Annotated in this window: 20 protein-coding genes and 5 pseudogenes; 9 read left to right on the top strand and 16 right to left on the bottom strand. The window is 67.8% G+C overall.

All coding sequences use genetic code 11. From position 1 onward, the window contains the following. Positions 1–451: 451 nt before the first annotated feature. The 4 genes from ACFYRY_RS22830 to ACFYRY_RS22815 all read right to left on the bottom strand — a co-directional run bounded on the left by ACFYRY_RS22830 (position 452) and on the right by ACFYRY_RS22815 (position 3,870). Positions 452–1,384: an alpha/beta hydrolase gene (locus tag ACFYRY_RS22830; RefSeq protein ID WP_389148519.1), complete on the bottom strand. Its 933-nt coding sequence runs from the start codon at positions 1,382–1,384 to the stop codon at positions 452–454. Then, positions 1,381–2,361 (bottom strand): enoyl-CoA hydratase/isomerase family protein, encoded by a 981-nt coding sequence (locus ACFYRY_RS22825; protein WP_389148517.1) that lies wholly within the window; start codon positions 2,359–2,361, stop codon positions 1,381–1,383. The genes ACFYRY_RS22830 and ACFYRY_RS22825 overlap by 4 nt, the downstream gene beginning before the upstream one ends. A gap of 206 nt (positions 2,362–2,567) precedes the next feature. Beyond that, complete coding sequence (locus tag ACFYRY_RS22820) at positions 2,568–3,125, bottom strand: hypothetical protein (protein ID WP_389148514.1); 558 nt, start codon at positions 3,123–3,125, stop codon at positions 2,568–2,570. Between the two features lie 112 nt (positions 3,126–3,237). Next, positions 3,238–3,870, bottom strand: a complete 633-nt coding sequence (locus ACFYRY_RS22815; protein WP_389148511.1) for an isochorismatase family cysteine hydrolase — start codon at positions 3,868–3,870, stop codon at positions 3,238–3,240. A 171-nt stretch (positions 3,871–4,041) separates the two neighbouring features. On the opposite strand from ACFYRY_RS22815, the gene ACFYRY_RS22810 reads away from it, so the two are divergent. Continuing rightward, positions 4,042–4,560, top strand: a complete 519-nt coding sequence (locus ACFYRY_RS22810; protein WP_389148509.1) for a winged helix-turn-helix transcriptional regulator — start codon at positions 4,042–4,044, stop codon at positions 4,558–4,560. 343 nt (positions 4,561–4,903) lie between these two features. Here the strand turns inward: ACFYRY_RS22810 and ACFYRY_RS22805 are convergent. Both ACFYRY_RS22805 and ACFYRY_RS22800 read right to left on the bottom strand, forming a co-directional pair. Continuing rightward, positions 4,904–5,088 (bottom strand): annotated as a pseudogene (locus ACFYRY_RS22805) (glycosyltransferase); the annotation flags it as partial. A 190-nt stretch (positions 5,089–5,278) separates the two neighbouring features. Further along, complete coding sequence (locus ACFYRY_RS22800) at positions 5,279–5,737, bottom strand: MarR family winged helix-turn-helix transcriptional regulator (RefSeq protein ID WP_389148507.1); 459 nt, start codon at positions 5,735–5,737, stop codon at positions 5,279–5,281. A gap of 91 nt (positions 5,738–5,828) precedes the next feature. Between ACFYRY_RS22800 and ACFYRY_RS22795 the strand changes: the two genes are divergently transcribed. Continuing rightward, positions 5,829–6,968, top strand: a complete 1,140-nt coding sequence (locus ACFYRY_RS22795; RefSeq protein WP_389148504.1) for an ABC transporter substrate-binding protein — start codon at positions 5,829–5,831, stop codon at positions 6,966–6,968. 582 nt (positions 6,969–7,550) lie between these two features. On the opposite strand, the pseudogene ACFYRY_RS22790 reads toward ACFYRY_RS22795, so the two are convergent. From ACFYRY_RS22790 to ACFYRY_RS22780, 3 genes and pseudogenes are all read right to left on the bottom strand, one after another. Beyond that, positions 7,551–8,187, bottom strand: a pseudogene (locus ACFYRY_RS22790) (transposase); the annotation flags it as partial. Between the two features lie 85 nt (positions 8,188–8,272). Next, positions 8,273–9,289 (bottom strand): NADP-dependent oxidoreductase, encoded by a 1,017-nt coding sequence (locus ACFYRY_RS22785; protein WP_389148501.1) that lies wholly within the window; start codon positions 9,287–9,289, stop codon positions 8,273–8,275. 614 nt (positions 9,290–9,903) lie between these two features. Beyond that, a pseudogene (locus ACFYRY_RS22780) lies at positions 9,904–9,987 on the bottom strand (RidA family protein); the annotation flags it as partial. 55 nt (positions 9,988–10,042) lie between these two features. Here ACFYRY_RS22780 and ACFYRY_RS22775 point away from each other — a divergent pair. Beyond that, positions 10,043–10,189, top strand: coding sequence for a hypothetical protein (locus tag ACFYRY_RS22775; RefSeq protein WP_389148498.1), 147 nt, complete (start codon positions 10,043–10,045; stop codon positions 10,187–10,189). A 39-nt stretch (positions 10,190–10,228) separates the two neighbouring features. Here ACFYRY_RS22775 and ACFYRY_RS22770 read toward each other — a convergent pair whose 3' ends face one another. Next, on the bottom strand, positions 10,229–10,795 hold the full coding sequence (locus ACFYRY_RS22770) for a TetR/AcrR family transcriptional regulator (RefSeq protein ID WP_389148495.1): 567 nt from the start codon (positions 10,793–10,795) through the stop codon (positions 10,229–10,231). 522 nt (positions 10,796–11,317) lie between these two features. Here ACFYRY_RS22770 and ACFYRY_RS22765 point away from each other — a divergent pair. From ACFYRY_RS22765 to ACFYRY_RS22745, 5 genes and pseudogenes are all read left to right on the top strand, one after another. Further along, on the top strand, positions 11,318–12,109 hold the full coding sequence (locus ACFYRY_RS22765) for an SDR family NAD(P)-dependent oxidoreductase (RefSeq protein ID WP_389148492.1): 792 nt from the start codon (positions 11,318–11,320) through the stop codon (positions 12,107–12,109). A gap of 268 nt (positions 12,110–12,377) precedes the next feature. Continuing rightward, a complete protein-coding gene (locus tag ACFYRY_RS22760) occupies positions 12,378–13,439 on the top strand; it encodes an alkene reductase (RefSeq protein WP_389148489.1) in 1,062 nt (353 codons plus the stop codon). A 63-nt stretch (positions 13,440–13,502) separates the two neighbouring features. After that, on the top strand, positions 13,503–14,420 hold the full coding sequence (locus ACFYRY_RS22755; RefSeq protein ID WP_389148486.1) for an alpha/beta hydrolase: 918 nt from the start codon (positions 13,503–13,505) through the stop codon (positions 14,418–14,420). Between the two features lie 182 nt (positions 14,421–14,602). Further along, entirely contained in the window at positions 14,603–14,824 is a 222-nt protein-coding gene (locus tag ACFYRY_RS22750) for a hypothetical protein (RefSeq protein WP_389148483.1), read from the top strand. A 93-nt stretch (positions 14,825–14,917) separates the two neighbouring features. Next, a pseudogene (locus ACFYRY_RS22745) lies at positions 14,918–15,322 on the top strand (epoxide hydrolase N-terminal domain-containing protein); the annotation flags it as partial. A gap of 290 nt (positions 15,323–15,612) precedes the next feature. Here the strand turns inward: ACFYRY_RS22745 and ACFYRY_RS22740 are convergent. Both ACFYRY_RS22740 and ACFYRY_RS22735 read right to left on the bottom strand, forming a co-directional pair. Then, positions 15,613–15,755, bottom strand: a pseudogene (locus ACFYRY_RS22740) (transposase); the annotation flags it as partial. A gap of 529 nt (positions 15,756–16,284) precedes the next feature. Then, positions 16,285–17,136, bottom strand: coding sequence for an MBL fold metallo-hydrolase (locus ACFYRY_RS22735; protein WP_389148481.1), 852 nt, complete (start codon positions 17,134–17,136; stop codon positions 16,285–16,287). A gap of 104 nt (positions 17,137–17,240) precedes the next feature. Between ACFYRY_RS22735 and ACFYRY_RS22730 the strand changes: the two genes are divergently transcribed. Beyond that, positions 17,241–18,266 carry a helix-turn-helix domain-containing protein gene (locus tag ACFYRY_RS22730; protein WP_389148478.1) on the top strand — a complete coding sequence of 342 codons (1,026 nt, stop codon included), beginning with the start codon at positions 17,241–17,243 and terminating at the stop codon, positions 18,264–18,266. A gap of 284 nt (positions 18,267–18,550) precedes the next feature. Here ACFYRY_RS22730 and ACFYRY_RS22725 read toward each other — a convergent pair whose 3' ends face one another. The 4 genes from ACFYRY_RS22725 to ACFYRY_RS22710 all read right to left on the bottom strand — a co-directional run bounded on the left by ACFYRY_RS22725 (position 18,551) and on the right by ACFYRY_RS22710 (position 22,319). Beyond that, positions 18,551–20,113 carry a long-chain fatty acid--CoA ligase gene (locus ACFYRY_RS22725; protein WP_389148475.1) on the bottom strand — a complete coding sequence of 521 codons (1,563 nt, stop codon included), beginning with the start codon at positions 20,111–20,113 and terminating at the stop codon, positions 18,551–18,553. A gap of 49 nt (positions 20,114–20,162) precedes the next feature. Further along, positions 20,163–21,020 (bottom strand): SDR family NAD(P)-dependent oxidoreductase, encoded by an 858-nt coding sequence (locus tag ACFYRY_RS22720; RefSeq protein WP_389148472.1) that lies wholly within the window; start codon positions 21,018–21,020, stop codon positions 20,163–20,165. After that, on the bottom strand, positions 21,013–21,861 hold the full coding sequence (locus ACFYRY_RS22715; RefSeq protein WP_389148469.1) for an alpha/beta fold hydrolase: 849 nt from the start codon (positions 21,859–21,861) through the stop codon (positions 21,013–21,015). The genes ACFYRY_RS22720 and ACFYRY_RS22715 overlap by 8 nt, the downstream gene beginning before the upstream one ends. 281 nt (positions 21,862–22,142) lie before the next feature. Continuing rightward, positions 22,143–22,319, bottom strand: a complete 177-nt coding sequence (locus ACFYRY_RS22710; protein WP_389148466.1) for a hypothetical protein — start codon at positions 22,317–22,319, stop codon at positions 22,143–22,145. Between the last annotated feature and the right edge of the window lie 187 nt (positions 22,320–22,506).

Here is a 22,506-nt window from a genome sequence, read left to right as displayed (position 1 = left end):
CGCGGTCGCCATGCCGTCTCGCGCGGTGCGCGCGCGAGTGCGCTGACCACGCCCGACGCTACGGACAGCGAACTGCAAGCGGATCTGTCATCTGATCTGTCATCGGATCGGTCACGGTGATGGCGAGGTTCGGAACGCGGTAGCACGAGCGCTCCGGCGGCAGCAGCCATGAAGCTCTCAGTAAAGGGATCTGTACGGACGGCGCCAGGAGCAGGCAGCCCTTGACCGGATCCTTGACGCCGCTCGTCAGGGACGCGGAGCGACCATGGTGCTGTGGGGTGACAGGCGGCGAACAGCAGTACCGCCGAACTCGACGCGATTCGTCAGCTTGAGGGCGACGACGTCCCCGGGACCGATTCCGAGGTCCTGGAGCTGACGCGCTGCCGTTCGGACCCGGCTGAGCAGTTGCGTGTTGGTGAGGGACGGGCGTCGGTCGGAACCGCGGCTCCGTTCAGCCGCTCGTGACCTGCGCGGGTTTCAGGTGGCTGACCAGGAACTCGGTCTGATCGGTGACCAGTTGCTCGAATGCCTTTCCGAAGTAGAAGTCGAAATGCCCGGCGTCATAGTGACGGATGTCGCCGCGCGGTGCCTTACGGACGTAGCGTTCGGTCGGCACGGGCGGGGCGACCGAATCGGTTCTGCTGATGCAGACGAGGATCGGCGCGGCGATGTCCTTGGCCGCTCGGCCGGGCCGATACCGGACGATGTTGATCAAGCTGCGGGCCGCTGCGCGGTTGACCCACTCGTAGCCGTCGGGCACCAACTTCAGCATTCCGGGCAGCGCGTCGGGTGCGGTCATCAGACCCAGTTGACCGGGCACTGCCGCAACCGGAACGGTGACCGGCTCCTTCCCGCGCGCCGCTGCCAGGAAGTCGCGGGCCAGGACGCCCCCCAGAACCAGGGTCTCCCGTATTCCGAGCGCGCCGGCTGAAGCCGGCCCGTCGGTGAAGGGGCACTGGGCGACCGCGGCACACAGTTCCGGATGCCGGGCGGCGACGGCGATGGCGTGGCCCCCGCCCAGCGAACTGCCCCACACCGCGACCCGTTGCCGGTCGACGTCGGGGAGCCCGGCCGCGTACTCGAGGGCGGCGTCCCAGTCGGCCAGTTGTTTGGTCATGGACAACACCTGGCGCGGTCCGCCGCCGCTGTCGCCGAGATTGCGGTACGTGAATACCAGCACCGCCAACCCGGTGGCGGCGAACCGTTCGGCGTAGGGCGCCAGCCCCATCTCCCGGGTGGCGCCGAGGCCGTGCCCCATCACGACGATCGGCACGGGCGTGTCGGAGGCGGTGTCCGGCAGGTACAGCCAGGCCGAGCAGTAGGAGTCACCCGAGGCGAACTGCACGGTGCGCCGGCCGAACTTCGTGGTCAGCTTGTGTGTCATGCCGTCGCTTCCTCTTTGTCGCCTGTCGCGGTGGTTCCGCGTAGGAGGGCGGCGGCATAGCCGCCGGGCTGGTACAGCGGCAGCTCACCGTTCGCCGCGGTGTCGCGCAGGTAGGCCTTCATGAGTTCCTGCGCCTGCGGCCGCGGCAGGGAGGCGAGCATCTCGGAGAGTTCGAGGTGCAGACCGTCGGCGAGCGACAGCGAGCTGCCCAGGTTCACCGCCCGCTTGACGGCCCCGATCGCCTCGGTCGGCCGCGCCGCGAGATAAGCGGCTCGTTCGACGGCCCGGGACATGAGCTGACCGGCCGGCACGATCTCGTCGATGGCCCCGACGGCGAGTGCTTCCTCCGCGGGGAGCGGCCTGCCTTCCAGGATCGCCAACAGCGCACGGTGGGAACCGATGAGCCGGGGCATGCGCTGGGTGCCACCGGCGCCGGGAATGATGCCCATCAGGATCTCCAGATGACCGATGAAATGGTCGCCCTCGGCCATCAGCCGCAGGTCGCAGGCCCACGCGATCTCGGCGCCGACACCCAGCACAGACCCGTTGAGGGCCGCCACGAAGATCGTGGAGCTGGTGGCCATGCGGAGAAGCGCCGTGTGCAGGTCATCGGCCTGGATGCCCCCCAGCAACGGCGTTTTGCCCGCCACCCACCGGGTGAGCCGGTACCGGGCCGCCCAATGGGCGATCTTCGCCACCGCGCTCGTGACCCGAGTACTCACGGGGGGAATCACCGCTCCGTCCTCCTGCAGCCAACTGATTTCCGCGTGGCTGATGAAGCGGCTGGGATGTGACCCGGTGAACACCACGGCGCGAATGGCCGGATCTTGGTCGGCGCGCCGGACGAGCTCGATGAACTCCGGAGCGTCATCGCGCCCGAAGAGTCCCAGATCATCAGGGGCGAGCCGGGCTATGATCACCCCGCCCTCGAGCTCCTCGATCTTGATGCGTGGCTGGGCAGCGGCTTGCTGGGACATGAGTGTCGACTCCTTCTGGGCCCCGTCGCCGGGGAAAGGCGCACTGCGCACGGTGCGCATGGTGCTCGTTACCAACGTGTGAACCTGAGTGAAGAACGAACTCAGCCTCGAAGGATGAAAATCGAGTCGGCGACCACGTGAGGTCGGCCGCGTCATGGCCACTGCTGCGCCGTGCCGGCGCAGCAGTGGCCGCCGAGACGGAGAGATCAACTCGCGGCCGGCTTGGCCAGTGCCTTGCGTGCCATGCTGGCCGCGAAGAGCGGAGTCTCGTGCTGGTTGTGGGCGACGATCGCGGGATGATATTGCGCGGCGGCGTCGTCAAAGCTCACGCCGACCTCAGCGAGAGCGTCCAGGAACCCCTGGGTGGCGTGGGTGGTCACGGTGTTGGTCAGACGGCAGGTTCCGTCATCGTTCGGCTCCACCCGCATGTCCCAGGTGGCCTGGACCTTGATCCAGCCTTGTTCTGTCTGCGCGTCGGACAGCGACACCAGGTGGCAGTGGTGCGGCTCGTGCACCTCGGCCACGTAGTGCTGGATGACGAGGGTGCCGCCGATGTTCTCCACGTTGATGGACATCGGGCGCCCATCATCCGTGGTGGTCCGGCCCGCGGCGATGTGCTCGCCCGGCGCGCAGCGCCGGTACTCCGCGTCGGGCAGGTTCAGCACCCAGTCAGCGATGTCGACCGCCTCGATCGGCGCGTCGACGGTAGCCGTCTCCGCTGTCTCACTGATCACCGCACTGTCCAACACCTGGTCGTTCGACAAGATCTGATCCTTTCTCAGCGCGACGCAACGCAACGCACCGCATGAGCAGCGAGTCACCTGTGCATCTGCAATCGGGAAACGTCGCCCCCGTTGGACGGTTCTGTGGTGAGCGTCAGACGTGTGCGCCCTTGAAGGCGGTGACGATCTCGTCGGTGCTCAGGATGGCGTGGGCGTACGTCGGACCGTTCAGCTCGTGGGCCGCGTGCAGCATTTCCCGGGTGAACGCGGCGGTCGCTCCGCGTACCAGGGTCACGTGGTAGCCCAGCTCCATGGCGTAGCGGCTGGTCGACTCGATGCAGGTGTTGGCCAGCATGCCGACGGTCACCACGTGGGTGATGCCGTGCTTCTTGAGCTGGAAGTCGAGATCGGTGTTGGCGAACCCGCTCTGCGCCCAGTGCTCGTGGACCACGACATCGTTCGCCTGGGGAACGAAGTCCGGGTGCCAGTCGCCGCCCCAGGCTCCGTCTTCGAACACCCGGTTCTGCTTGCTGGCGGCCTGGTCCCGGTTGAGGTAGTTCCAGTTCGCGTAGTTGCCCTCGCGCCAGCGACGGTGCGGGACGACGAAGACCTGGATGCCGGCCGCACGCGCGGCGGCCATCACCGCGCGCAGGTTGTCGAGCAGGCCGACCTCCTTGGCGACCTCTTCGACCATGGGCCAAACCTTGCCCCCTTCGGAGAGGAAGTCGTTGTACGGGTCCATCAGGAGCAGCCCCGTGTGCGCCGGGTCGTACTGCGTATCGGTCATGAGTGGTGCCTCCAGAAGCGCCGAGGAGTCCACGTCATGTCACATGGACGCTCTCTCGACTCATCCGCAGAGTAACTCAAAAAAACATAGCTACCAACTCTATTTTCCATAGGAGCTCGTTCGATCTCTGCGATGATGGGGGAGGAACGAGTTCAGGAGGAGGACGTCGGTATGGGTGGCTGGTCAGAGATCACGAGCACGCAGTGCCCCGTCGCGCGGTCGAGCGCGGTGATCGGGGACCGCTGGACGCTCGTGATCATGCGGGAGCTGACGATGGGCAACCGCCGCTTCGACACATTGCAGGTCCAGACCCTGGCTTCGCCGCAGATGCTGACCAACCGCCTCAAGCGGCTGGAGGCCGACGGCATGCTCGAACGCCGTGCGTACAGCGAGAGGCCCCGCCGCTACGAGTACCACCTCACCGACAAGGGCGAAGCCTTCGCCTCGGTGCTGCTCGCCCTGCGGGCATGGGGCGAGACATGGTGCAAGGAGCCCGGGGAAGAGGTCGCCGTCCACCACATTCACAAGACATGCGGTCGCGAGGTGGGTCTGAGCGGCACCGTGTGTGAAGGGTGCGGCGAACCCTTCACCATGAACGAAGTGACGGGTGAACTCAGCGCGGCCTTCGCACGGGAACGCGAGGGCAGGAGCGCAGCCGCCAGACGGGACGCCGAGGCCCGCCGAACCTGACCTGCCCCCTCGGGGTCACGAAGGCCGCGGAGTCGTCAGCCATGCGGGATCCCGTCTGCCGACGGCACCCGCCTGCGTGTCACGCTTCGGGGGCCTCGGGGGCCTGGAAACCAGCGGTGTCGAGTGTGCAGTCGAACGGCGCGGGGATCTTGATCTTCTCGCCGAACGGTTTGGTGGGGCGGGACGTGTAGCCCTCGGCGGACGGGGGCCCACAGCACCAGGATCTGCTATGCGCCGCTCGGGGTGGCCGAGCGAACACGCACCCGTATGAAGATCTGCAGGCCGATGGGAGTCGGCGCTCACACGAGTGCGCCCCCGGCCGGCATCCGGGGGCGTACCCGCAGTCGGCGTCCATCTTGAAGTGCGAGGTGGACGTGAGCGGCGCGCTGCCCGCCTCGGCGAAGGCGATCTGCCGCTCGGCCTTCTCCGGCAGCCACATGTCGTCGCTGTCGAGGGCGGTTATGCAGTCCCCCGGGCCCGCTCGATCGCCAGGTTGCGGGCCCGGCCGGCGCCACCCTGCTCAGGTGCCGCACCTGCCGGCTGTTGTGATGCAACCGTTGCACGCCCAACTCCCGCTCCAGCGCCAGGATCGCCTGCGACAGCGGTGGCTGCGACACGGGCGCGTCGCCGCGCGGCCGAAGCGCAGCTTCTCGGCGACGGCGACGAAAGTATCGCGCCGGCCTGACCTCCACATCCAGATGCTGTGCCGAGTACCGGCTCACCGCCCAAGCATGCGGTCGCGAGCCCTGCCCAGACCGTCGGCCAAGGCAGTGAGCTGCTCGGGAGTCAGGACGTCGATGAGCAGCTCGCGGACCGCGGTCACGTGGCCCGGGGCCGCCTGCTCGAGCGTGGCGAAACCGGCGTCGGTAAGGACGGCGTACACGGCACGAGGGCCGCTCGGACAGATCCGACGCCGCACCAGCCCCGCCTTCTCCAGTTGGCTGATCTGGTACGTCACACCGCTCTGGGAGGCGTACACCGACTCGGCGAGTTCCGTCATGCGCAGCTCGTGGCCCGCGGCTCCGGAGAGCCTGGACAGGATTTCGTACTGCACGTGCGTCAGGTCGGCGTCGTCCTTCAGCTGCTGGTCAAGGCGCCGGTTCAGCAGCGCGGCGGCGCTGAAGAACGCCATCCAGGCCTGCATCTCCTCGCCGGTCAACCATCGCGTGTGACCCACGTCACCACCTCCTTGTTCAAATTTTAAGGGGAGAGTACCTTGGCCATCGACTTCAAATTTGAAGTCGATGGCGTAGGGAGAGGTACCCACGATGGGATTCACCAGAAGGACGCTCCTCCGGGCCGGGGCGCTCGGCACGGCCGCGGCCGGTCTTCAGGCCATGACATCGAACGCGGCCTCCGCCGCGCCCGTCGGCCGAACGACGGCCGGCGAACAGGAACAGCTGCAGGCCCTGTACCGCGCGGCCAGGGACGAGGGCGGACGGGCGACCCTCTACATGGGCGGCGACGCGCCCGGATTCTTCGACTTCATCCCGCAGGCATTCCTTGCACAGTTCCCCGGCATCAAGGTCAACACGATCACCGACCTGAGCAAGTACCACGACGCGCGCATCGACAATCAACTCGCCACCGACAACCTGGTCGCCGACATCGCCATCCTGCAGACCACACAAGACTTCGACCGCTGGAAGGCCATGGGCGAACTCCTGCGGTACCGCCCTGTCGGCTGGGACAACGTTTTCGACAACGCCAAGGACCCCGACGGCTACTGGGCGAGCGCCTACTACGGGGCGTTCGCCCCGATCGTCGGCATCCATCAGGCGCCGGCCGACCCGAACGACTTCCGTGCCACCGACCTGCTCAGCCCCGTCTTCACCGACAAGATCATCTCCACCTGGCCCAACGACGACGACGCGGTGCTCTTCCAGTACAAGCTGTTCGTCGACCAGTACGGCTGGGGCTGGCTGGAGAAGTTCGCCGCGCAGCGGCCCACATACGTCCGCGGCCTGGGGGGATCAATCGGCGGCGTGGTCGACGGCACGTACCTTGCCAGCCCGGCCGGGGCCGGGGGCACGGGCCCCAACAGCGTTCAGGTGCTGCCCGCCCACGACCGGTTCCCGTCCTGGGCGCAGCGCGCCGCCATCTTCCGGCGGTCCCCGCACCAGGCCACCGCCAAACTGTTCCTGAGCTGGCTCCTCTCCCGACAGGCTCAGCAGGACGTCATCGCCGGCTTCACCTGGTCGGTACGCGCCGATGTCGCCCCGCCCGCGGGGCTGAAGCCCCTCGCCGACTACCGCACCACCGACCCCCTCGACTTTCCGAAGTTCATGAGCGACCGCGCCGCCGTCGATCGGTTCAAGTCCCAGGTCGAGCTGTACGTCGGAGCAGTGCAAGGCCCCAACCCCGCCGATCCCCAGAACGCCCTCGGTCGCACCCCCGGCCGATTCTGAAACCACGCCATCCACGCCCGCGCACCAAACCGGCCCAGGTCGGTGCGCGGGCTCCAGGATTCGGTAGGCGGCGGGGTCCGGCCGTGGGAGGTGCTCGGCGTGCGGACGCGGGTCCTCGGTGCCGCCCCCGGAGGGCCTTGGTGCAGTCGCCCGGCACGGACAGCACGTCGGCAGAGAGAGCCGGCCACTCGCCCGGTCCCAGCCGCGGCGGCGGCGCTTCTCCGGACCCGGATCCTGACCCGGTTGTGAGTTGGCGGATCACGATGCACCTGCGGTGCGACGTAAAGACAACGGAGCTCGCTCGCGTGTGCGCATCGAATGTGAGTCGTGAAAGCGCATTGCCGAGGTGTGCCACCATGCGTCGGTGACGCCACGCCACGGGTGGCGGCGTCGGAGATGGGCGCCGCATGGTGGGGTGATGGCGTGCTGGTGGCGGTGTCACCGCAGCGGGATCTGCTCGCCGATTGACTGCTCCCGGGCGGAGCGCGCCGCAGCATCCTTCGGTGCACGTGGCCTCGGCCAGCCGCACCTCGTGCGTCTCAGGACCAGCCGTGAGAGGGCCGTCCGGCAGCAAGAGGTACTTGGGATCTTCGCCCGGCCCGGCCGCTGGGAAGCGGCAGGCGCCGGCCGGCCCTGACGTGCGATGCCACGCCGCAACTGGCCCCTGCCCTGGACGGACGGGGCCTGGTAGACGGTCTCGTGGACCACGAGGATCTCCGGCCGGTCGGGAAACTTCTGCCGTAGAGCGTGGCATATCTGCTCCGGGCTCCACTTCTCGCCCGGCATCGCCTGGACAGCGTCCCGCAGCTCGGGGTTCCGGCTGGTCTTGCGGTGCTTGGGGCGGGGCCGACGGGCGTTGGCCTTGGCCTGGGCGGCGTGCTGGAGGTAGTGCCACTGGCCACGCGTGCCGCCGGGGCGGTCGCGGCGGATCTCCCGGCTGACCGTGGAGGGACTGCGGCCCAGTTCCGCGGCGATCGCCCGGGACGGTGGCCTTCTCCCGCAGCCGGTCGGCGATGTGGATCCGCTCGTCCGCACGCAGATACCGGTGTCCGAAGCGGCCGTCACGCCACTTGTTGCCCGTCCGGCGATCTACGCCGACGATCCGGCACGCTTCGGTGTTGCTGTGTCCCTGCTGCACGAGCCGGGAGTATGCCTCCCGCTCCCGGGACAACTTCTTACGCCCCTGCGGAGACCGGTCCCCTCGGACCTCGAAGTCCATCGCACCCCTTGAACTGGAGTGTCGCGACGACCACTAGAACCCAAGCGCAGGCCCAGGTCCCTCGCTGAGTCTGGTGACGGCCGATTCAGAGCTTGACGATCATCTTGCCGACGCTCTCGCCCCGCATGAGTGCGAGGTAGGCCTCCATGGTGTTCTCGAGGCCCTCCATGACGGTCTCCTGGAAGTGCAGCTTGCCGGCGCCGATCCAGCCGGCGACATCGCGGACGAAGTCGGGTTGGAGGTCGAGTTCTTCGGTCACCATGAAGGTGAGCAGGTCCGAGCGTGTGACGGCCAGGTTCCACAGGTTGCGCGGCCCGACGACCTTCTCGTCGTTGTACTGCGAGACCATTCCGCTCAGCACGATACGGGCGTGGAGCTTGAGCGCGCCGATCGCAGCCTCCAGGTGTTCCCCGCCGACGTTGTCGAAGTAGACGTCGATGCCGTCCGGCGCCGCCTGTGCCAGCTGCTCGGCGACCGGCCCGTTCTTGTAGTTGAACGCCGCGTCGTAGCCGTACTCCTCGGTGAGCAGTTTGACCTTCTCGTCCGAGCCCGCGCTGCCGATCACCCGGCCGGCGCCCTGCAGCTTGGCGATCTGGCCGACCGCGCTGCCGACTGCGCCCGCCGCGCCGGAGACGAAGACCGTGTCGCCCTCCTTGATCTTCGCGAAGCGTGTCAGCCCGATGTAGGCGGTGAGGCCGGTGGCGCCGAGCACGCCCAGGTACGTGGAGAGCGGCGCGAGGTTCGGGTCCACCTTCTGGGCGGTCTGCGCGTCGACGACCGCGTAGTCGCGCATGCCGAGGAAGTGGGTCACGTAGTCGCCGGGAGCGAAGCCCTCGGCATTGGACGCCAGGACGCGGCCGACCGCGGTGCCGTCCATCGGTGCGCCCACCTCGAAGGGCTCGATGTAGGACTTCTTGTCGCTCATCCGGCCGCGCATGTAGGGGTCGACCGAAAGGTATTCGTTGGCGACCAGGAGCTGGCCCGCGTCGATGGCGGGGATCTCCACCTCGCGCAGCGCGAAGTCGGACGGCACCGGCGTGCCCGCGGGGCGGTTCTCCAGGTGCCAGGCGCGACCGGTGGTGGGTAGAGGCTGCTCGGACATGAGGATCGAGTCCCTTCGGCGAAACAATTTGAATTATGATCGTAAGGCTATGCTGCCGTCGAGAGGTTTGCAAGCGTGCCGCTTGGCGAGTGTCTCGGCAGGAAGTGCAGCCTGGCGAGCCTCGTACCGGCCTCGAGCGGCTCGATGGAACGGGCGACGGCTTGGCCGAGCCACGACGTCCCGGTCGCCTCCGACCTCGGCTTGGAGAGCGCGGCGTACGACGGCGTGACGACTCAGTGGGTCAGTTCCCGGAAGAGGGTGCGGATGTCGCCGACGAGCAGTTCGAGTGGTTCCATGGCGGCGAAGTGGCCGCCGCGGTCGAACTCGGTCCAGTGCACGACGTGGGCGATGCGTTCCGCGAGGGCGCGGATGGGCAGGGCGTCGTACGGGAAGACCGCGACGCCCAGCGGGGTGGGGGACCGCTCTGGCCGGGCCGGCCGCGGCGGGACTCACCAACCGGAAGATCGGAGCGCAATTGCTGATCCGTCCTCGTATGGTGGGTTACCACCTGGCCAACGTGTTCCCCAAGCCAGGTATCGTCTCGCGCGCCAACCTCGCGCGCCGACGCGGCGTCCCAGACGGCGGAGAGCATCGCGGGCTCACCACTCACCACATACCTTCGTACCGGCCTCGACGACGGAGACATGGGAGTAGGCGGGCGGCGGGAAGAGTGCGGGAACGGTGACGCGCTGGATCAGGCAGGTCGCCATCGCCACCCTCTTCAGCATCTGCCCCGAGTAAACCAACCGGCGCTTGAGGGACATCCGGGAACTGCTGGCAACCGCAGGCCACGCTCTCGACTCCGCCGAACGCCAACTCGTCACCCTGAAGGACCTGTTCGACCTGGCGCGCGAGGCAGGCATCACCATCACACCAGAGATCAAGACTGCGAGTTATTGATCTGCAAGCCTGCAAGCCCTTTAACTACCCGGCCTTGGGTCAGGGCCCGTGTGGCGCGGTCAGGGCTTTGTGGGTCGACTCCATGATCTGTTCCGACAGCTCTGTTCCCGCCGTGGCCCGGGCGAGCAGGATCGCGCCGACCAGCATGGCCACCATGGGAAGGCCGTCTTCGGCGTCGGTGGACATCCATGCGGCGAATTCCTCGACTCCGGCCGCGTACGTTTCGCGTACCTCCCCGGCTGTGGGCTCGCGGGCCATGTCCCCTGCGAATCCCGCGGTGGGACAACCGGTGCCCGGCTGGTCACGGTGCTCGGCCGACAGGTAGAAGTCGACGAGGGCCCTGCGCGCGGTGTCGTGATCGCCGTGGGCCGTGTCGAACGAGGCCAGGAGTTGGTCGAGATCCCCGAAAGCGGCTTGAGCCGCCTCGGCCACCAGGGCCTCCTTGGACGGGAACTGCTTGTAGAAGCCACCCGTGGTGAGCCCGATGGACTTCATCAGATCAGCGACGCTGATGCCGTTCACGCCGCGCTCCCGAAAGAGCTGGGAGGCCGCGGCAACCGCGCGCCTGCGGTTCTCGAGCGCTTGTGCTTGCGAAACGCGACTCATCAGTCACCTGCCTACGTTAGATACTGAAGTGCATCTATCATACGTGAAGTGCCGGTCGGCGGGCCGTCGCCTCCACTTTCCGTACGTGGACTCTTTCTGTACGGCCCTTTCTCGCTGCCACAAGGCGAGGAGCTCGTGGGCCCGCACCCGGACCGGAAGCGGCTTCCGATCGTGCGATGTCTTCGTCGAGCAGCCGGGGGGGGGGCGGCTGGAGGCGGCTCGCGTTGCACCGGGAGTGTGTGCGGGGTGCGGGTCTCCGAGGGGGTGTCGTTCGCCGTGCCCGCGTCGGCGGCAGTGCATGAAGCGCGTCCAGGGTGACCATGCGCCAGAAAGGTCGTCCTCCGAACCTGATCGGCGGCCGGCCCTGGTACCCGCATGTGCGTCGAGCAGTCTCCGGCCGCGGGCGTGGGTGACTGCATCGGGAGGCCGTTGACTGGACGGCTTTAGATACCTATCGTAATCTAAAGCGGGTTCGACGCATTGGCCCCTACTCATCCGCCACCCGAAATGAGATCCACCCCCATGACCACGCAGAACAAGACCGCCGTCGTCACCGGCGCGTCCGCCGGCCTGGGTGCCGCCTACGCGCAGCGGCTTGCCGACCGGGGCTACGACCTGATCCTGGTGGCGCGGAACACCGCGCGGCTGGAAACGCTGGCGTCGGACATCCGCAGCCGCACGGGCCGCACGGTGGACATCGTCACTGCCGACCTCACCGATGCGGCACAGATCTCCGTGGTCGAGGAACGTCTGCGGACCGACGAGAGCATCGAGGTACTGATCAACAACGCCGGCGGGGGGCTGTTCACTCCGCTGGCGACCTCCGACGCCGCGGCCTCCGAGGCGCTGATCAACCTCAATGTGACCTCGTTGACCAGGCTGACCACCGCGGTCCTGCCGGGCCTGACGGTCCGGGGGCACGGCACCGTGGTGAACATCTCCTCTGCCCTGGCTCTCAACATCCTGCCCGTCAGTGCCGTCTACAGCGGCACCAAGAGTTACGTGCTGACGTTCACCCAGGCGCTGCAGCAGGAACTCGCCGAGAGCCCCGTCACGGTGCAGGCCGTGCTGCCGGGCGCTGTCCGCACGGAGTTCTGGGACGGCTCCGGCGCCGACCTTGAGGCGTTTCCCGACGAGTGGATCATGAGCGCGGACGACGCCGTCGACGCGGCGCTTGCCGGCCTCGACGCCGGGGAGCCCGTCACCATCCCGTCACTGCCCCAGATCAGCGACTGGGAGTCGTTCGAGAAGGCCCGTCAGGCGCTCGTCCCGAACCTGTCGCAGCGGGTCCCGGCCGATCGCTACCGCGGCTGACCGCCGCTCCGATTCCGGTATGTGGGTCCCTCTGCGACAACGCAGCTCGGCGTCCTCGCCCTGTACGAACAGCCGGGGCTCAACACCGCAATGGTGGCGGTCATGTGTGCGGCAAGCCCGTCCGCGCCCTGACCGCCCCTCCCTCCACGCGGTCTGCCTTCCACGGTGGAAGGTCACCGGGCCCATCCGGCCGGTAGCCGCGTAGGCGCTACTCGCGGCAGCCCACCACCCGCAGTTCTCTCTCACCCTTTCATTTGAGGAAACATCCATGTTGAACGCCCTGTGGAACCCGATCGTCGCCGGGGAGATCTCCCTGCCGCACCGCCTGGCGATGGCCCCCCTGACACGGAACCGGTCCACACCGGACGGCGTGCCGACCGACCTGAACGCCGAGTACTACGCCCAGCGCGCCTCGCACGCCCTCATCGTCACCGAGGGCACCCAGCCCTCCGCCGACGGCCAGGGCTACCCGGTGACCCCCGGCATCTACACCGAGGAGCACATCGCCGGCTGGCGCAAGGTCACCGACGCCGTGCACAAGGCCGACGGACGCATCGTCATCCAGCTCATGCACGCCGGGCGGATCTCCCACCCCGACAACACCCCCCACCACCGGCAGCCGGTCGCCCCCTCCCCGGTCCGGCCGTCGGGCGAGATGTTCACCGCGTCCGGGCTCCAGGAGATGCCGGTCCCGCGCGAACTGTCCACCGAGGAAGTCGCCGCCACGGTCGACGACTTCCGTCGAGCGGCGGCGGCCGCCGTCGCGGCCGGTGCCGACGGCGTCGAGATCCACGGCGCCAACGGCTACCTCGTGCACCAGTTCCTCGCCACCAACACCAACCAGCGCACCGACCAGTACGGCGGCTCCATCGAGAACCGCATCCGTTTCGCCGTCGAGGTCGCCACCGCCGTGGCCGACGAGATCGGCGCCGGCCGCACCGGCATCCGGATCTCCCCCGGCAACCCGTTCAACGACATCGCGGAGAGCGACACCCACGAGCTGTACCCGGCACTCGTGCGCGCCCTCGCCCCGCTCGACCTCGCCTACCTGCACATCCTCCACGGCGGCGACGACGAACCCCTGCACACCCTCCGCAAGCTGTGGCCGAACACCCTGGTCCTCAACCGGGCCGGCACCGACATCGCCACCCGCGCCAAGGACGTCGAAGACGGCGTCGCCGACATCGTCACCGTCGGCACCATGGCGCTCGCCAACCCCGACCTGGTCGAGCGCGTACGCGCCGGCGCGCCGCTGAACACCCCCGACCCCGCCACCTTCTACGGCGGCGACGCGACCGGCTACACCGACTACCCCACCCTCACTGCCTGACAAACCACGGCGATACCGGTCCTGGCGGGCCGGTATCCCCAGCTGGCCCCATGGAGGTGCCACGTGTCTGAGCACGCTGCAGTTGAACTGAGCCCGGAAGCGATCGAGTTCGCGGACTTCTTCGCCGCGATGGTGATTCCCGAGTCCGAACTGGACGCGACGCGCACCCGGGTGGAGAGCTCCCATCTCATGGCACGGGAGCCGGAAGGTGTCACCTATCGGGAGGTGGACGCGGGCGGCGTGCTGGGAATCTGGTGCGAACCCGTCGGCTCCAACACCGACTACGTCCTCCTGCACAGTCACGCCGGAGGTTCCGTATTTTCGTCGGCGGTCGTCGACCGGAAGCTCGCCGGCCACATCGCCAAGGCCGCCGGGGCCCCCGTACTGGTCCTGGACTTCCGGCGGGCACCGGAACACAAGTACCCGGCTCAGGTGGACGACGCGGAGGCGGCCTTCAACTGGCTGCTGTCCGAAGGGTATGCGCCGGGAAACATCATCACAATCGGCCACTCGATCGGCGGGTTCATCGCCGTCGCCCTGGCCCTTCGCCTCCGCGACAAGAAGCTGCCCCTGCCCGGCGCCATCGTGTCGATCTCTCCCTGGTGCGACCTCGAGATCGCCAACGAGACCATGGAGACCAACGCCGGGACGGACAAGATACTCAGCAAGGAACTGCTGGCCTTCTTCCGGGATGCCTGGGTCGGCGGCACCGGCATCGAGTTCACGGACACCCGGATCAACCTGAACCGGGCGGACCTGAGCGGTCTGCCTCCCACCCTCGTCTCCTGGGGCACGTACGAGGTCCTGGCCGGCGAGGACGAGGAGTTCGCCGCCCACGTCAAGGACGCCGGAATCGACACGACCACCGTGGTCGTCCCCGGAGGCCAGCACTCGTATGTCTACGGCGCCGGCCGCGTTCCGGAGGCCGACGCCGCCATCGCACAGATAGGCGCGTGGGTCCGCGAGAAGACGAACATCTGACCGACCCTTCTCGGCAGTCACAAGATGTCGGCTACCGGTCGTCCGGCGAAGTTCTGCGCTCTCCACTTCGGCCACGTGTTGCCGATCCTCCTACGCCACGCCTGAGGATGTGGACCGCACGTACGTGATCGGCGGCCGACATCGGGGCGTCGGGCATGTTGGACAGGGTCGGATTGAAGTCCGTGCACGCCGTTCTCCCCTACTGGTGGAGGGAGAACGGCGATGCGCAGATGAGCGTCAACGCCGACTACCTCAACAAGAACTTCCCCGACCAGGGGCTGCTTCGAGTGCGACCGGCAAGGGCTGCCACGTCCACCCGACCCGGCCTGCGCGCGCCCGGTTCCCTGGACGTCTCCGGCATATCGACCGCCCCGGACACCGTGTCTCGGACCTTGCCCCAGTAGCCGACGAGTCATGCCGACGGAAGCGTTTCCCCAGCCGGCATCGGCGAGTTTCCCCTACCTCGGCATCTGTGCCCACACGGAACCAGTGAGGACATGACAAGCAACAGCGACACCGACACCGACATCCGCCCGTTTCGCATCGACATCGCGCAGGCCGACCTGGACGATCTCCACGACCGTCTCGGCCGGGTCCGGCTGCCCGACGCGATTCCCGGCACGGGGTGGGAGATGGGTGTCCCGGTCGACTACCTGGCCGAGTTGGCCGAGTACTGGCGTACCACTTTCGACTGGCGCGTCTGGGAGAAGCGGCTGAACGAACTGCCGCAGTTCACCACCACGATCGACGGCCAGAACATCCACTTCCTGCACATCCGCTCACCAGAGCCCGACGCCACTCCGCTGGTCCTCACCCACGGCTGGCCCGGCTCGTTCCTCGAGTTCTGGGACGTCATCGGCCCCCTCTCCGACCCGCGCGCACACGGCGCCGACCCCGCTGACGAACGCCCTCGCCCTGCTGGACGCCGGGCAGCTCGTCTGACGCACCACATCCCCAGCCCCCGCTGCGGCTCCCGTCCCTTGGCTTGGGACCCCCGCCGTGCCGGGTTCACCCAGGTGGCGGCGTGAGCGAGTATGCCGTGGTCCCCGTCATTCCCGCGTCCCGCAGAAGAGATGAGAAGTGGCTGTGGGAGGCCCGGTCGCGGTCCGAGGCGCTGCGGCGTGCGTAGAGCACCTGACGTCCCGGCGCGGCTCCCGGTTCTGCCTCGGTGGCGACGCGCTCGAACAGGGCGCAGCCCGAACGCCGCCCGCTGTGGTTCGCCGATGGGGTTACCGTGCACGTCGAGGTGCCAAGCGGCGAGGTGGTCGTCGTTCATGTCCCCCCCGCGAGCGCCGCCTCCAACGGCAGGACGCGGGCGGCGGCGCGCTGCCAGGACCCTAGGGGGTCGAGGGGCGGCCGGTGCGCCTGTTCACCATCACGGCGGCCACCGGCCTGGCCGCCGCCCCAATGAACTGGTGGCCCACCGAAACTACCCGCTCGCCAACGGATTCCGGCACGGGCCGTCTCGGTGACCGCGCGATACGGCCACGACCAGTCGCACCGCCCGTACGGCTCGTGATGTGCCCGGGCCACTGTCGGCTCCTGGCCGGGGCGCTCGTCGGTGATGATCGGCAGTCGTATCAGGCGGCCCCCGCACGGTCAGAAGGTCCCCTGATCCGGTGTCAGCGGTCTGCCGCCCGAGTTGGGTGCCGACGTCTGGGGCGGCTTGGTCAGGTGACGAGGACGTTGGCCACCTCGGTCGTGAAGGCATTGACGTGCTGGAACAGGAAAGGCGTGGCCGGCGTCGCTGTAAAGGACCAGGATGGCGGCCGTAGATCCTGGCGGCGTCGCAGCCCCGGTGTCCCCTGGCAACGGCAGGGTCGAGCGTGGGAGAGCTGACAGCATCGTTCCCGAGGCCGTCGGCTCAGCCCCCGAAGACCTCCGGTGGCACGCCCAGTTCCTTCGGACCGACCAGGCCGAACGAGGGCCCGCGGGTGAGCCAGAGCAGCATGGGCAGAGCCCGGGCCGGGTACCGGCGGCTCATTTCCCGCGCGATGTCGGCGACGGGCACCCGAGGCTTGGCCACTTCCTCGTAGTCCCGCAGCCAGGCTCTGGTGTCATCGATCACCTCTACTCCGCCCACCGGTCCGTGGCCCGGAACGACGATGGCGAGTTCGCCCAATGCCTGCACCAGATCCAGGGCGGTCAGCCAGGAGCCGGGGTTATTGGTGTCCGCCATGTAGCAGTGCGAGTGGTGGTTGAGCAGGTCCCCGGCGATCAGGGCCTGCGATCCGGGCACGTGGAAGGCGGTCGCGTGGACCGTCTCCGCGACCGGCAGGTCGACGAAGACCACGTCGTGCCCTTCGAGGGAGTGGCGCTCTCCGGTCAGCGGCTCGGGTACCGGCATCTCGTCCGGGATCTGGTCCCCGTACGCCTCCTGCCAGTGCAGGCGCTTGGCCGGCCACTCCAGAATCCCGTCGATGACCCCCTGCCTGGCCAGGATGGGGGTGTCCGGGAACACGGCGCGGATTTCGCCCATGCCGCCGTAGTGGTCCGGGTGAGCGTGCGTGATGTACGCCGCCTTGAGGTTCTTGCCGGTGTCGCGGACACGTTCGGCCAGTTCACGCGCCTCGTCCCGGACGAACTGGACGTCGATGAGGATCGCGTCCCGCTTCCCGCTGACGAGGACGCAGTTGGGTGACAGGGCAGGCTCGGAGCCCGCGAAGACATCGAAGCGCAGTCCGCCTCGCTCCTGCGCGTAGATGGTGGTGAGCATCGAACAGTCCTTTGCGACAGGGCCTGTTTCTACGAGATGGCCTGTTTCGTCCGGCTCGGTCACGTGTCATGCTCTGAGCCGTGTCGTAACGCTAAGGAAACCTGATGATGAGCGAAATGACGGGGAGCGCGCGGTCTCCGGTACCGGAGCGCGCGGCGACAGCGGAATGGAGCTTCACCACGGCTGGCCTCGACCGGGGTGACCAGTGGGATTACTGGAACGCGGTCACGCGCACCGCGTTCGTCGCGATGATCGCGGGTGAAGTGCTTGCGACGGCCCCCGGCGTGCGCAGGGCAGGCTTCGACGCCTCCTCGGTGACCCGGGAGATGGGTGGGCTGCGCCTCAGCACCATGAGCGCGGACCCGCACGAGGCTGCCCGTACCCCTGCACTCGTCCGCCGGACGGAGGGAGAGGACTTCTTCCTCACCCTGATCCGCGAAGGGGCGGGGTCCATGCGGCAGGACGACCGTTCCTGCACACTGGGGCCAGGCGACTTCACGCTGGTCGACAGCGCCAGACCGTACGTCTTCCGGTCCGAGGAGCGTTTCCGGTCGATCGTCCTGCAGATACCGCGGGGGATGCTCACCTCCCGGTGTGCGGCGGCCGAACGGATCACAGCGGTGCCGTTCCGGGCCACGGGCGGCCCGGGCGCGCTCTTCAGTCCTGTCCTGCGCGCGCTCGCGGACGAGGCCCGCGTTCTCGACACCGGGCTGGCCCGGCCGATCACGGCGAACGTCCTGGATCTGCTGGCCACCGTGTGTTCCGCACACGGGCACAGCGCCGAACCAGCCGGTCCGGCCGCCCACCGCCGCGACCTGGAGCGGGCCAAGGAGTGCATGGACGAACGACTGCACGATCCCGGGCTCACCCTGCTCGCCGTCGGCCAGGCTCTCGGCTTCTCCCTGCGCTATCTCCACCAGCTCTTCCATGAAGCCGGCAGCACGCCGCGAACCTGGCTCTACGACCGGCGACTCGACCGCGCCCGAGCCATGCTGATGAGGCGGCCGGACCAGGGCTCCCCGACGATCGCGGATATCGCCCTGCGCGTCGGCTTCAAGGACTCATCACACTTCTCCCGGGCATTCAAAGCACGTTATGGCGCCAGCCCGGCCAACTACCGTACGTCGTAGCAGCGCGGCGCTACGGCAGGTCGACCGGCAAGGTCCTCGGCACCGACCGTGAGCGCGGCCTCTCTGACGGAGGTCATCGAATCCAGGGGGCACACCGATCTCGCGGCGATGGCCGCCCACCACCGGAAGTACGGAGTTCTCGCGACCGGAAGTACGGATGAGCCCCGTCGCCGGTCGGCCGCGGCGGCTCATCGGCCACTGCAACTCAAGAAATCATAGGTATAAGCTCTCTTTTTCTTAGCTTTCCGTTCGATTTCTGCGATGCCGGAGTAGGAGCGAGTCCACTAGGACAGTTCCCGCTTGAGGATCTTCCCGGTGGCGGTCATGGGCAGGGCGTCGACGAACTCCACGATGCGCGGGTATTTGTAGCCGGCGAATTGCTCTTTTCCCCAGGCTGTCAGCTCGGCCTCAGTCGTCCTGTCGTCGGCCTTCTTGACGACGACGGCCTTGATCTCTTCCCCGTGACTTGGGTGCGGGACTCCGATGACGGCGACCAGAGAGACTGCGGGGTGCTCCATGAGCACCTCCTCGAGCTCGCGCGGGTAGACGTTGAACCCGCCACGAATGATCATGTCCTTGGACCGGTCGACGACGAAGTAGAAGCCGTCCGCGTCCTTGCGAGCCAGATCTCCGGTGCGGAACCATCCTTGGTTGATGGCCTCCGAGGTGGCCTCGGGGCGCTTGTAGTAGCCCTTCATGATGTTGTAGCCCTTAATCGCGATCTCCCCGACCGCGCCGGGGTCGTCCTCCACATCCGACCAGTCGTCGTTGATGAGCTTCATCTGGACCCCGGCGATGGGCCGGCCGATCGATCCGACTCGGGGCTCCTCGCCGTACGTGGCGAATGACGCGATGGCCACCGTCTCCGAGAGCCCGTAGCCCTCGAGGATCGTCACACCGAAGCGTTTCCTGAACTCTTGGTGGATCTTCGCGGGAAGCGCGGAACCACCGGACACGGCGATGCGCAGGTTGGCGGCCAGCCGGGCGACGTCGACGCTGTCGTCGAGTGCCTCGAGCAGGCCCCAGTACATGGTCGGTACGCCGCCGAAGAACGTCACGGCATGGTCGAGCATGAGCTCCAGCGCCTCATGGGCGGAGAACCTTGCCTGCAGGACGAGTGTGCCGCCGAACCCGACGGCGCCGTTCTGGATGACCATCTGGCCGAAGGCATGGAAGAGCGGAAGAACGCACAGGTAGACGTCCGGTGTCGCGGGGTCCGACTCGAAGAGCTGGACACCGGCTCGGGCGATGTCGTACACGTTCCGGTGCCTGAGTTCCGCGCCCTTGGGCTGCCCGGTGGTACCGGATGTGTAGAGGATGACCGCGGTGTCGTCGTCGGCACGCTCGACCGTCTCGAACGTCTCCGGCTGATCGGCGACAGCGGCGGCAAAGATCTGGTCCGGGGTGGCGCCGTCCACAGACGCGCCGCTACCGATGAGGAAGAAGTGCGTGGCCCGGTCGGCGGCCTGAAAGGCCGACCATGCCTCGCGTCCGATCGGGAGTTCTGGACTGCCTTCGAAGGCGAAGTACGCCGTCGCGTCCGAGTCGTTGAGGTGGTAGGCGATCTCCCGCGCCTTGAGGAGTACGTTCAACGGCACGACGACCGCGCCGGCCTTGAGGATCCCGAAGTAGATCGTCGTGAACTGCGGGATGTTCGCGCAGGACAGGGCGACCTTCTCGCCAGGGCGGATGCCGCGCTCGGTCAGCAGGTTCGCCACCCGGTTCGACGCCGCGTCGAGTTCCGCGTAGGAGATCCGATCGCCACCGAAGACGATCGCCGTGCGCGCCGGGTATTCCGACACGGTGCGGGTCAGCAGACCGGACACGTTCCGGGTCGAACTCGTCATCAATGGCTCCTGGTCTGTGCGCAGTCGGGGCCCCGCGTCGTTGCTGACATCAGGTGGTGAGAAAGTCCTCGCCCTCACGCCCGTCGAGGCGTCCGAGGATGCTCTGGACGGTGCGATCCCGCGCCAGGCCGGAGTCCAGGGCGGGTGCGATGATGCCGCGGACCCTCGATACCACTGTCCATCTGCGCGGACGGAAGACCCGCACATCGCGGCGGCACAGGCCCTCGACGATGGCTTGCGCCGCTTGCTCGGGGCTGATGCGCTTGCGCAGGAACCTCGGTTGGGTGTCGAGCAGCGCCTGGGCTGCTGGATCCTCGTCGACGCTCTGCCGGATCATGTCCGTGTTGATCATCGCGAAGTACGCGGTCGTGACGCTGACGCCATGGGTGGCGAGCTCGACCCTCAGTCCACGGCCAAGCTGCTCGACCGCTGCCTTGCTCATCGCGTACGGGATCGTGCCGGCGCCGTTGACGAAGGCGAACACCGACGAGATCAGGACGAGCCGGCCACGCTTCTCGATGAGGCCCGGAAGGGCGGCACGGACCGTGTTGAGCACACCCCCGACGTTCACGTCGAAGAGTCGGTCGGCCACCGGAGGCGATGACGCCCGGAGGGTCACGCCCCGCGCAACCACACCTGCGTTCGCGATCACGATGTCCAGGCGGCCGGCGTCCCTGACGACGGTCTCGACCGCTCGGGTCATGTCGCCGAAGTCGGTCACATCACCGACCAGGTAGGTGACCCGCTCGTCGATCGCCTCGCCCGCGGCCGGACGGTGCAGATCGACCACGAAGACCCGGGCACCGGCGGCGGTCAGGGACCGCGCGGTCGCCGCGCCCAGGCCCCGGCCGCCGCCAGTGACGAGGGCGACCTTTCCGGCGATCGACCGGTCGGCTCTCTCAGCCATCGAGGAACTCCAGCACCTCGGGGACGAACTCCCGGTGGTACTGGAAGACGCCGCCGTGCCCGGAGTTCCGATAGATCTTCAGCCGGGCGTTCGGGAGCCGGCGGGCCATGTCGGCCGAGTTGCTGCTGGCCACCATGAGGTCGTGATCACCGTTGGCGACGAAGACCGGCTGGGTGATCACCGAGAGGTCGTCGGGTGCGTGCAGTCCGGCCGCGCGGATGGCCTTCAGCTGCGCGCGTCGAGCCTGCAGGGAGACTTTCTCGTCGCGATTCCGGGTGCGTTCCTTGAGCCGGGCGAGGTAGTCCTTCGCGGCCCGCTTGCCCTCGGCGTCGCGCGGGAAGAACAGGAATGTCCTGGCGTCTTTCAGGGTGAGCGCGGACTGGACGTACGCCTTGACCGCGACCTTGTTGATCTCCTTGATGCCGCCGCCTCCGCGGGGACCGGTCCCGGCCAGGATGATCCGGCGCACGAGCTCGGGTGCCTGCAGGGCCACCATCTGTGCGACTCCGCCGCCGAGCGAGAATCCGAAGAGATCGACCTTCTCGAGTCCCATCGCACGGATGAAGGCGACGGCGTCGCGGCCCATCTCCTCGACGTCGGGCGGCACGGATCCTCCGGACCCGCCGACCCCGCGGTTGTCGAACGTGATCACCCGGTGGCGGGCAGCGATGCCGTCGATGATCCTCGGGTCCCAGTCATCAAGGACAGCCATCAGGTGGTGCAGGAACACCACCGGAACACCACCGGTCGGACCGAGCTCGCGGTAGGCGAACGGCACCCCGCCGACATCGATCGTGCGCGTGGGCACGTCGATCCACTTCATGCTCTTTGTCGTCATCATCTGGCCTCCCCGGATACGGCGCGAGGCCGCGGCTCCGTGCAGTTGTATTACGGTCGTTCTCCTTACGGTTGTAATAGATACACGCCGGAAGGGGGCGACGGCAAGGGCTCTGCACCCACTGAGCCCGGATCCACCGGCTAGATTCAGGAGCGATCGTTCCGGGGTCGTTCGAGTGGTCTGGCGGTTGATCTGTGGTTTGGGTAGGCAGTGTCCGCTGGTCTGCCCAGCTCTTCCACACTCCACACGTCTCGGGCTCCTTCGGGCGGGTTGGGCAGAGCGCGTCAGGCGGCCAACGACAGTTTCGCGAAGGTGTTGTCGACGGAGAACTTGCGATCGATGAGGATGTCGTACCAGGGCGCAAGTTCGGGATTGCGCGCTGCGGCGACCACAGTGTCGAACCCCGCCAGTTCCGCCCAGGTCGTCAGTGCGACGCAGGCCAGGAACCGCTCCCGGGTCACGGCCGAGTCATGGTTCAAGAGGCCCGCCAAAGCTCTCGCACGGCTCGCTCCCCGGCTTTACGGCGCTGAGGCGGCGGTCACCAACGCCTCGGAACTTCCATGTAACGGACCCCAGCGATCACCAGCGCGAGTTGCAGGCTGAAGTCGATCGCGCTCACGGTTCCGGGCCGGCCACCTGGCGTCCGGC

Origin of the sequence: Streptomyces sp. NPDC005263 (assembly GCF_042872365.1) — a bacterium.
GTDB lineage: Bacteria > Actinomycetota > Actinomycetes > Streptomycetales > Streptomycetaceae > Streptomyces.
The sequence above is the reverse complement of the archived record's forward strand: the minus strand, read 5'-3'. Positions and strand labels throughout refer to the sequence as shown.

Excerpts from the sequence above, each read along its gene's own strand:
- ACFYRY_RS22815 (WP_389148511.1), bottom strand. The coding sequence starts at position 3,870 with ATGACCGATACGCAGTACGACCCGGCGCACACGGGGCTGCTCCTGATG.
- ACFYRY_RS22760 (WP_389148489.1), top strand. The coding sequence starts at position 12,378 with ATGTTGAACGCCCTGTGGAACCCGATCGTCGCCGGGGAGATCTCCCTG.
- ACFYRY_RS22770 (WP_389148495.1), bottom strand. The coding sequence starts at position 10,795 with ATGAGTCGCGTTTCGCAAGCACAAGCGCTCGAGAACCGCAGGCGCGCG.
- ACFYRY_RS22795 (WP_389148504.1), top strand. The coding sequence starts at position 5,829 with ATGGGATTCACCAGAAGGACGCTCCTCCGGGCCGGGGCGCTCGGCACG.
- ACFYRY_RS22730 (WP_389148478.1), top strand. The coding sequence starts at position 17,241 with ATGATGAGCGAAATGACGGGGAGCGCGCGGTCTCCGGTACCGGAGCGC.
- ACFYRY_RS22720 (WP_389148472.1), bottom strand. The coding sequence starts at position 21,020 with ATGGCTGAGAGAGCCGACCGGTCGATCGCCGGAAAGGTCGCCCTCGTC.
- ACFYRY_RS22785 (WP_389148501.1), bottom strand. The coding sequence starts at position 9,289 with ATGTCCGAGCAGCCTCTACCCACCACCGGTCGCGCCTGGCACCTGGAG.
- ACFYRY_RS22825 (WP_389148517.1), bottom strand. The coding sequence starts at position 2,361 with ATGTCCCAGCAAGCCGCTGCCCAGCCACGCATCAAGATCGAGGAGCTC.
- ACFYRY_RS22810 (WP_389148509.1), top strand. The coding sequence starts at position 4,042 with ATGGGTGGCTGGTCAGAGATCACGAGCACGCAGTGCCCCGTCGCGCGG.
- ACFYRY_RS22735 (WP_389148481.1), bottom strand. The coding sequence starts at position 17,136 with ATGCTCACCACCATCTACGCGCAGGAGCGAGGCGGACTGCGCTTCGAT.
- ACFYRY_RS22765 (WP_389148492.1), top strand. The coding sequence starts at position 11,318 with ATGACCACGCAGAACAAGACCGCCGTCGTCACCGGCGCGTCCGCCGGC.
- ACFYRY_RS22830 (WP_389148519.1), bottom strand. The coding sequence starts at position 1,384 with ATGACACACAAGCTGACCACGAAGTTCGGCCGGCGCACCGTGCAGTTC.
- ACFYRY_RS22715 (WP_389148469.1), bottom strand. The coding sequence starts at position 21,861 with ATGATGACGACAAAGAGCATGAAGTGGATCGACGTGCCCACGCGCACG.
- ACFYRY_RS22725 (WP_389148475.1), bottom strand. The coding sequence starts at position 20,113 with ATGACGAGTTCGACCCGGAACGTGTCCGGTCTGCTGACCCGCACCGTG.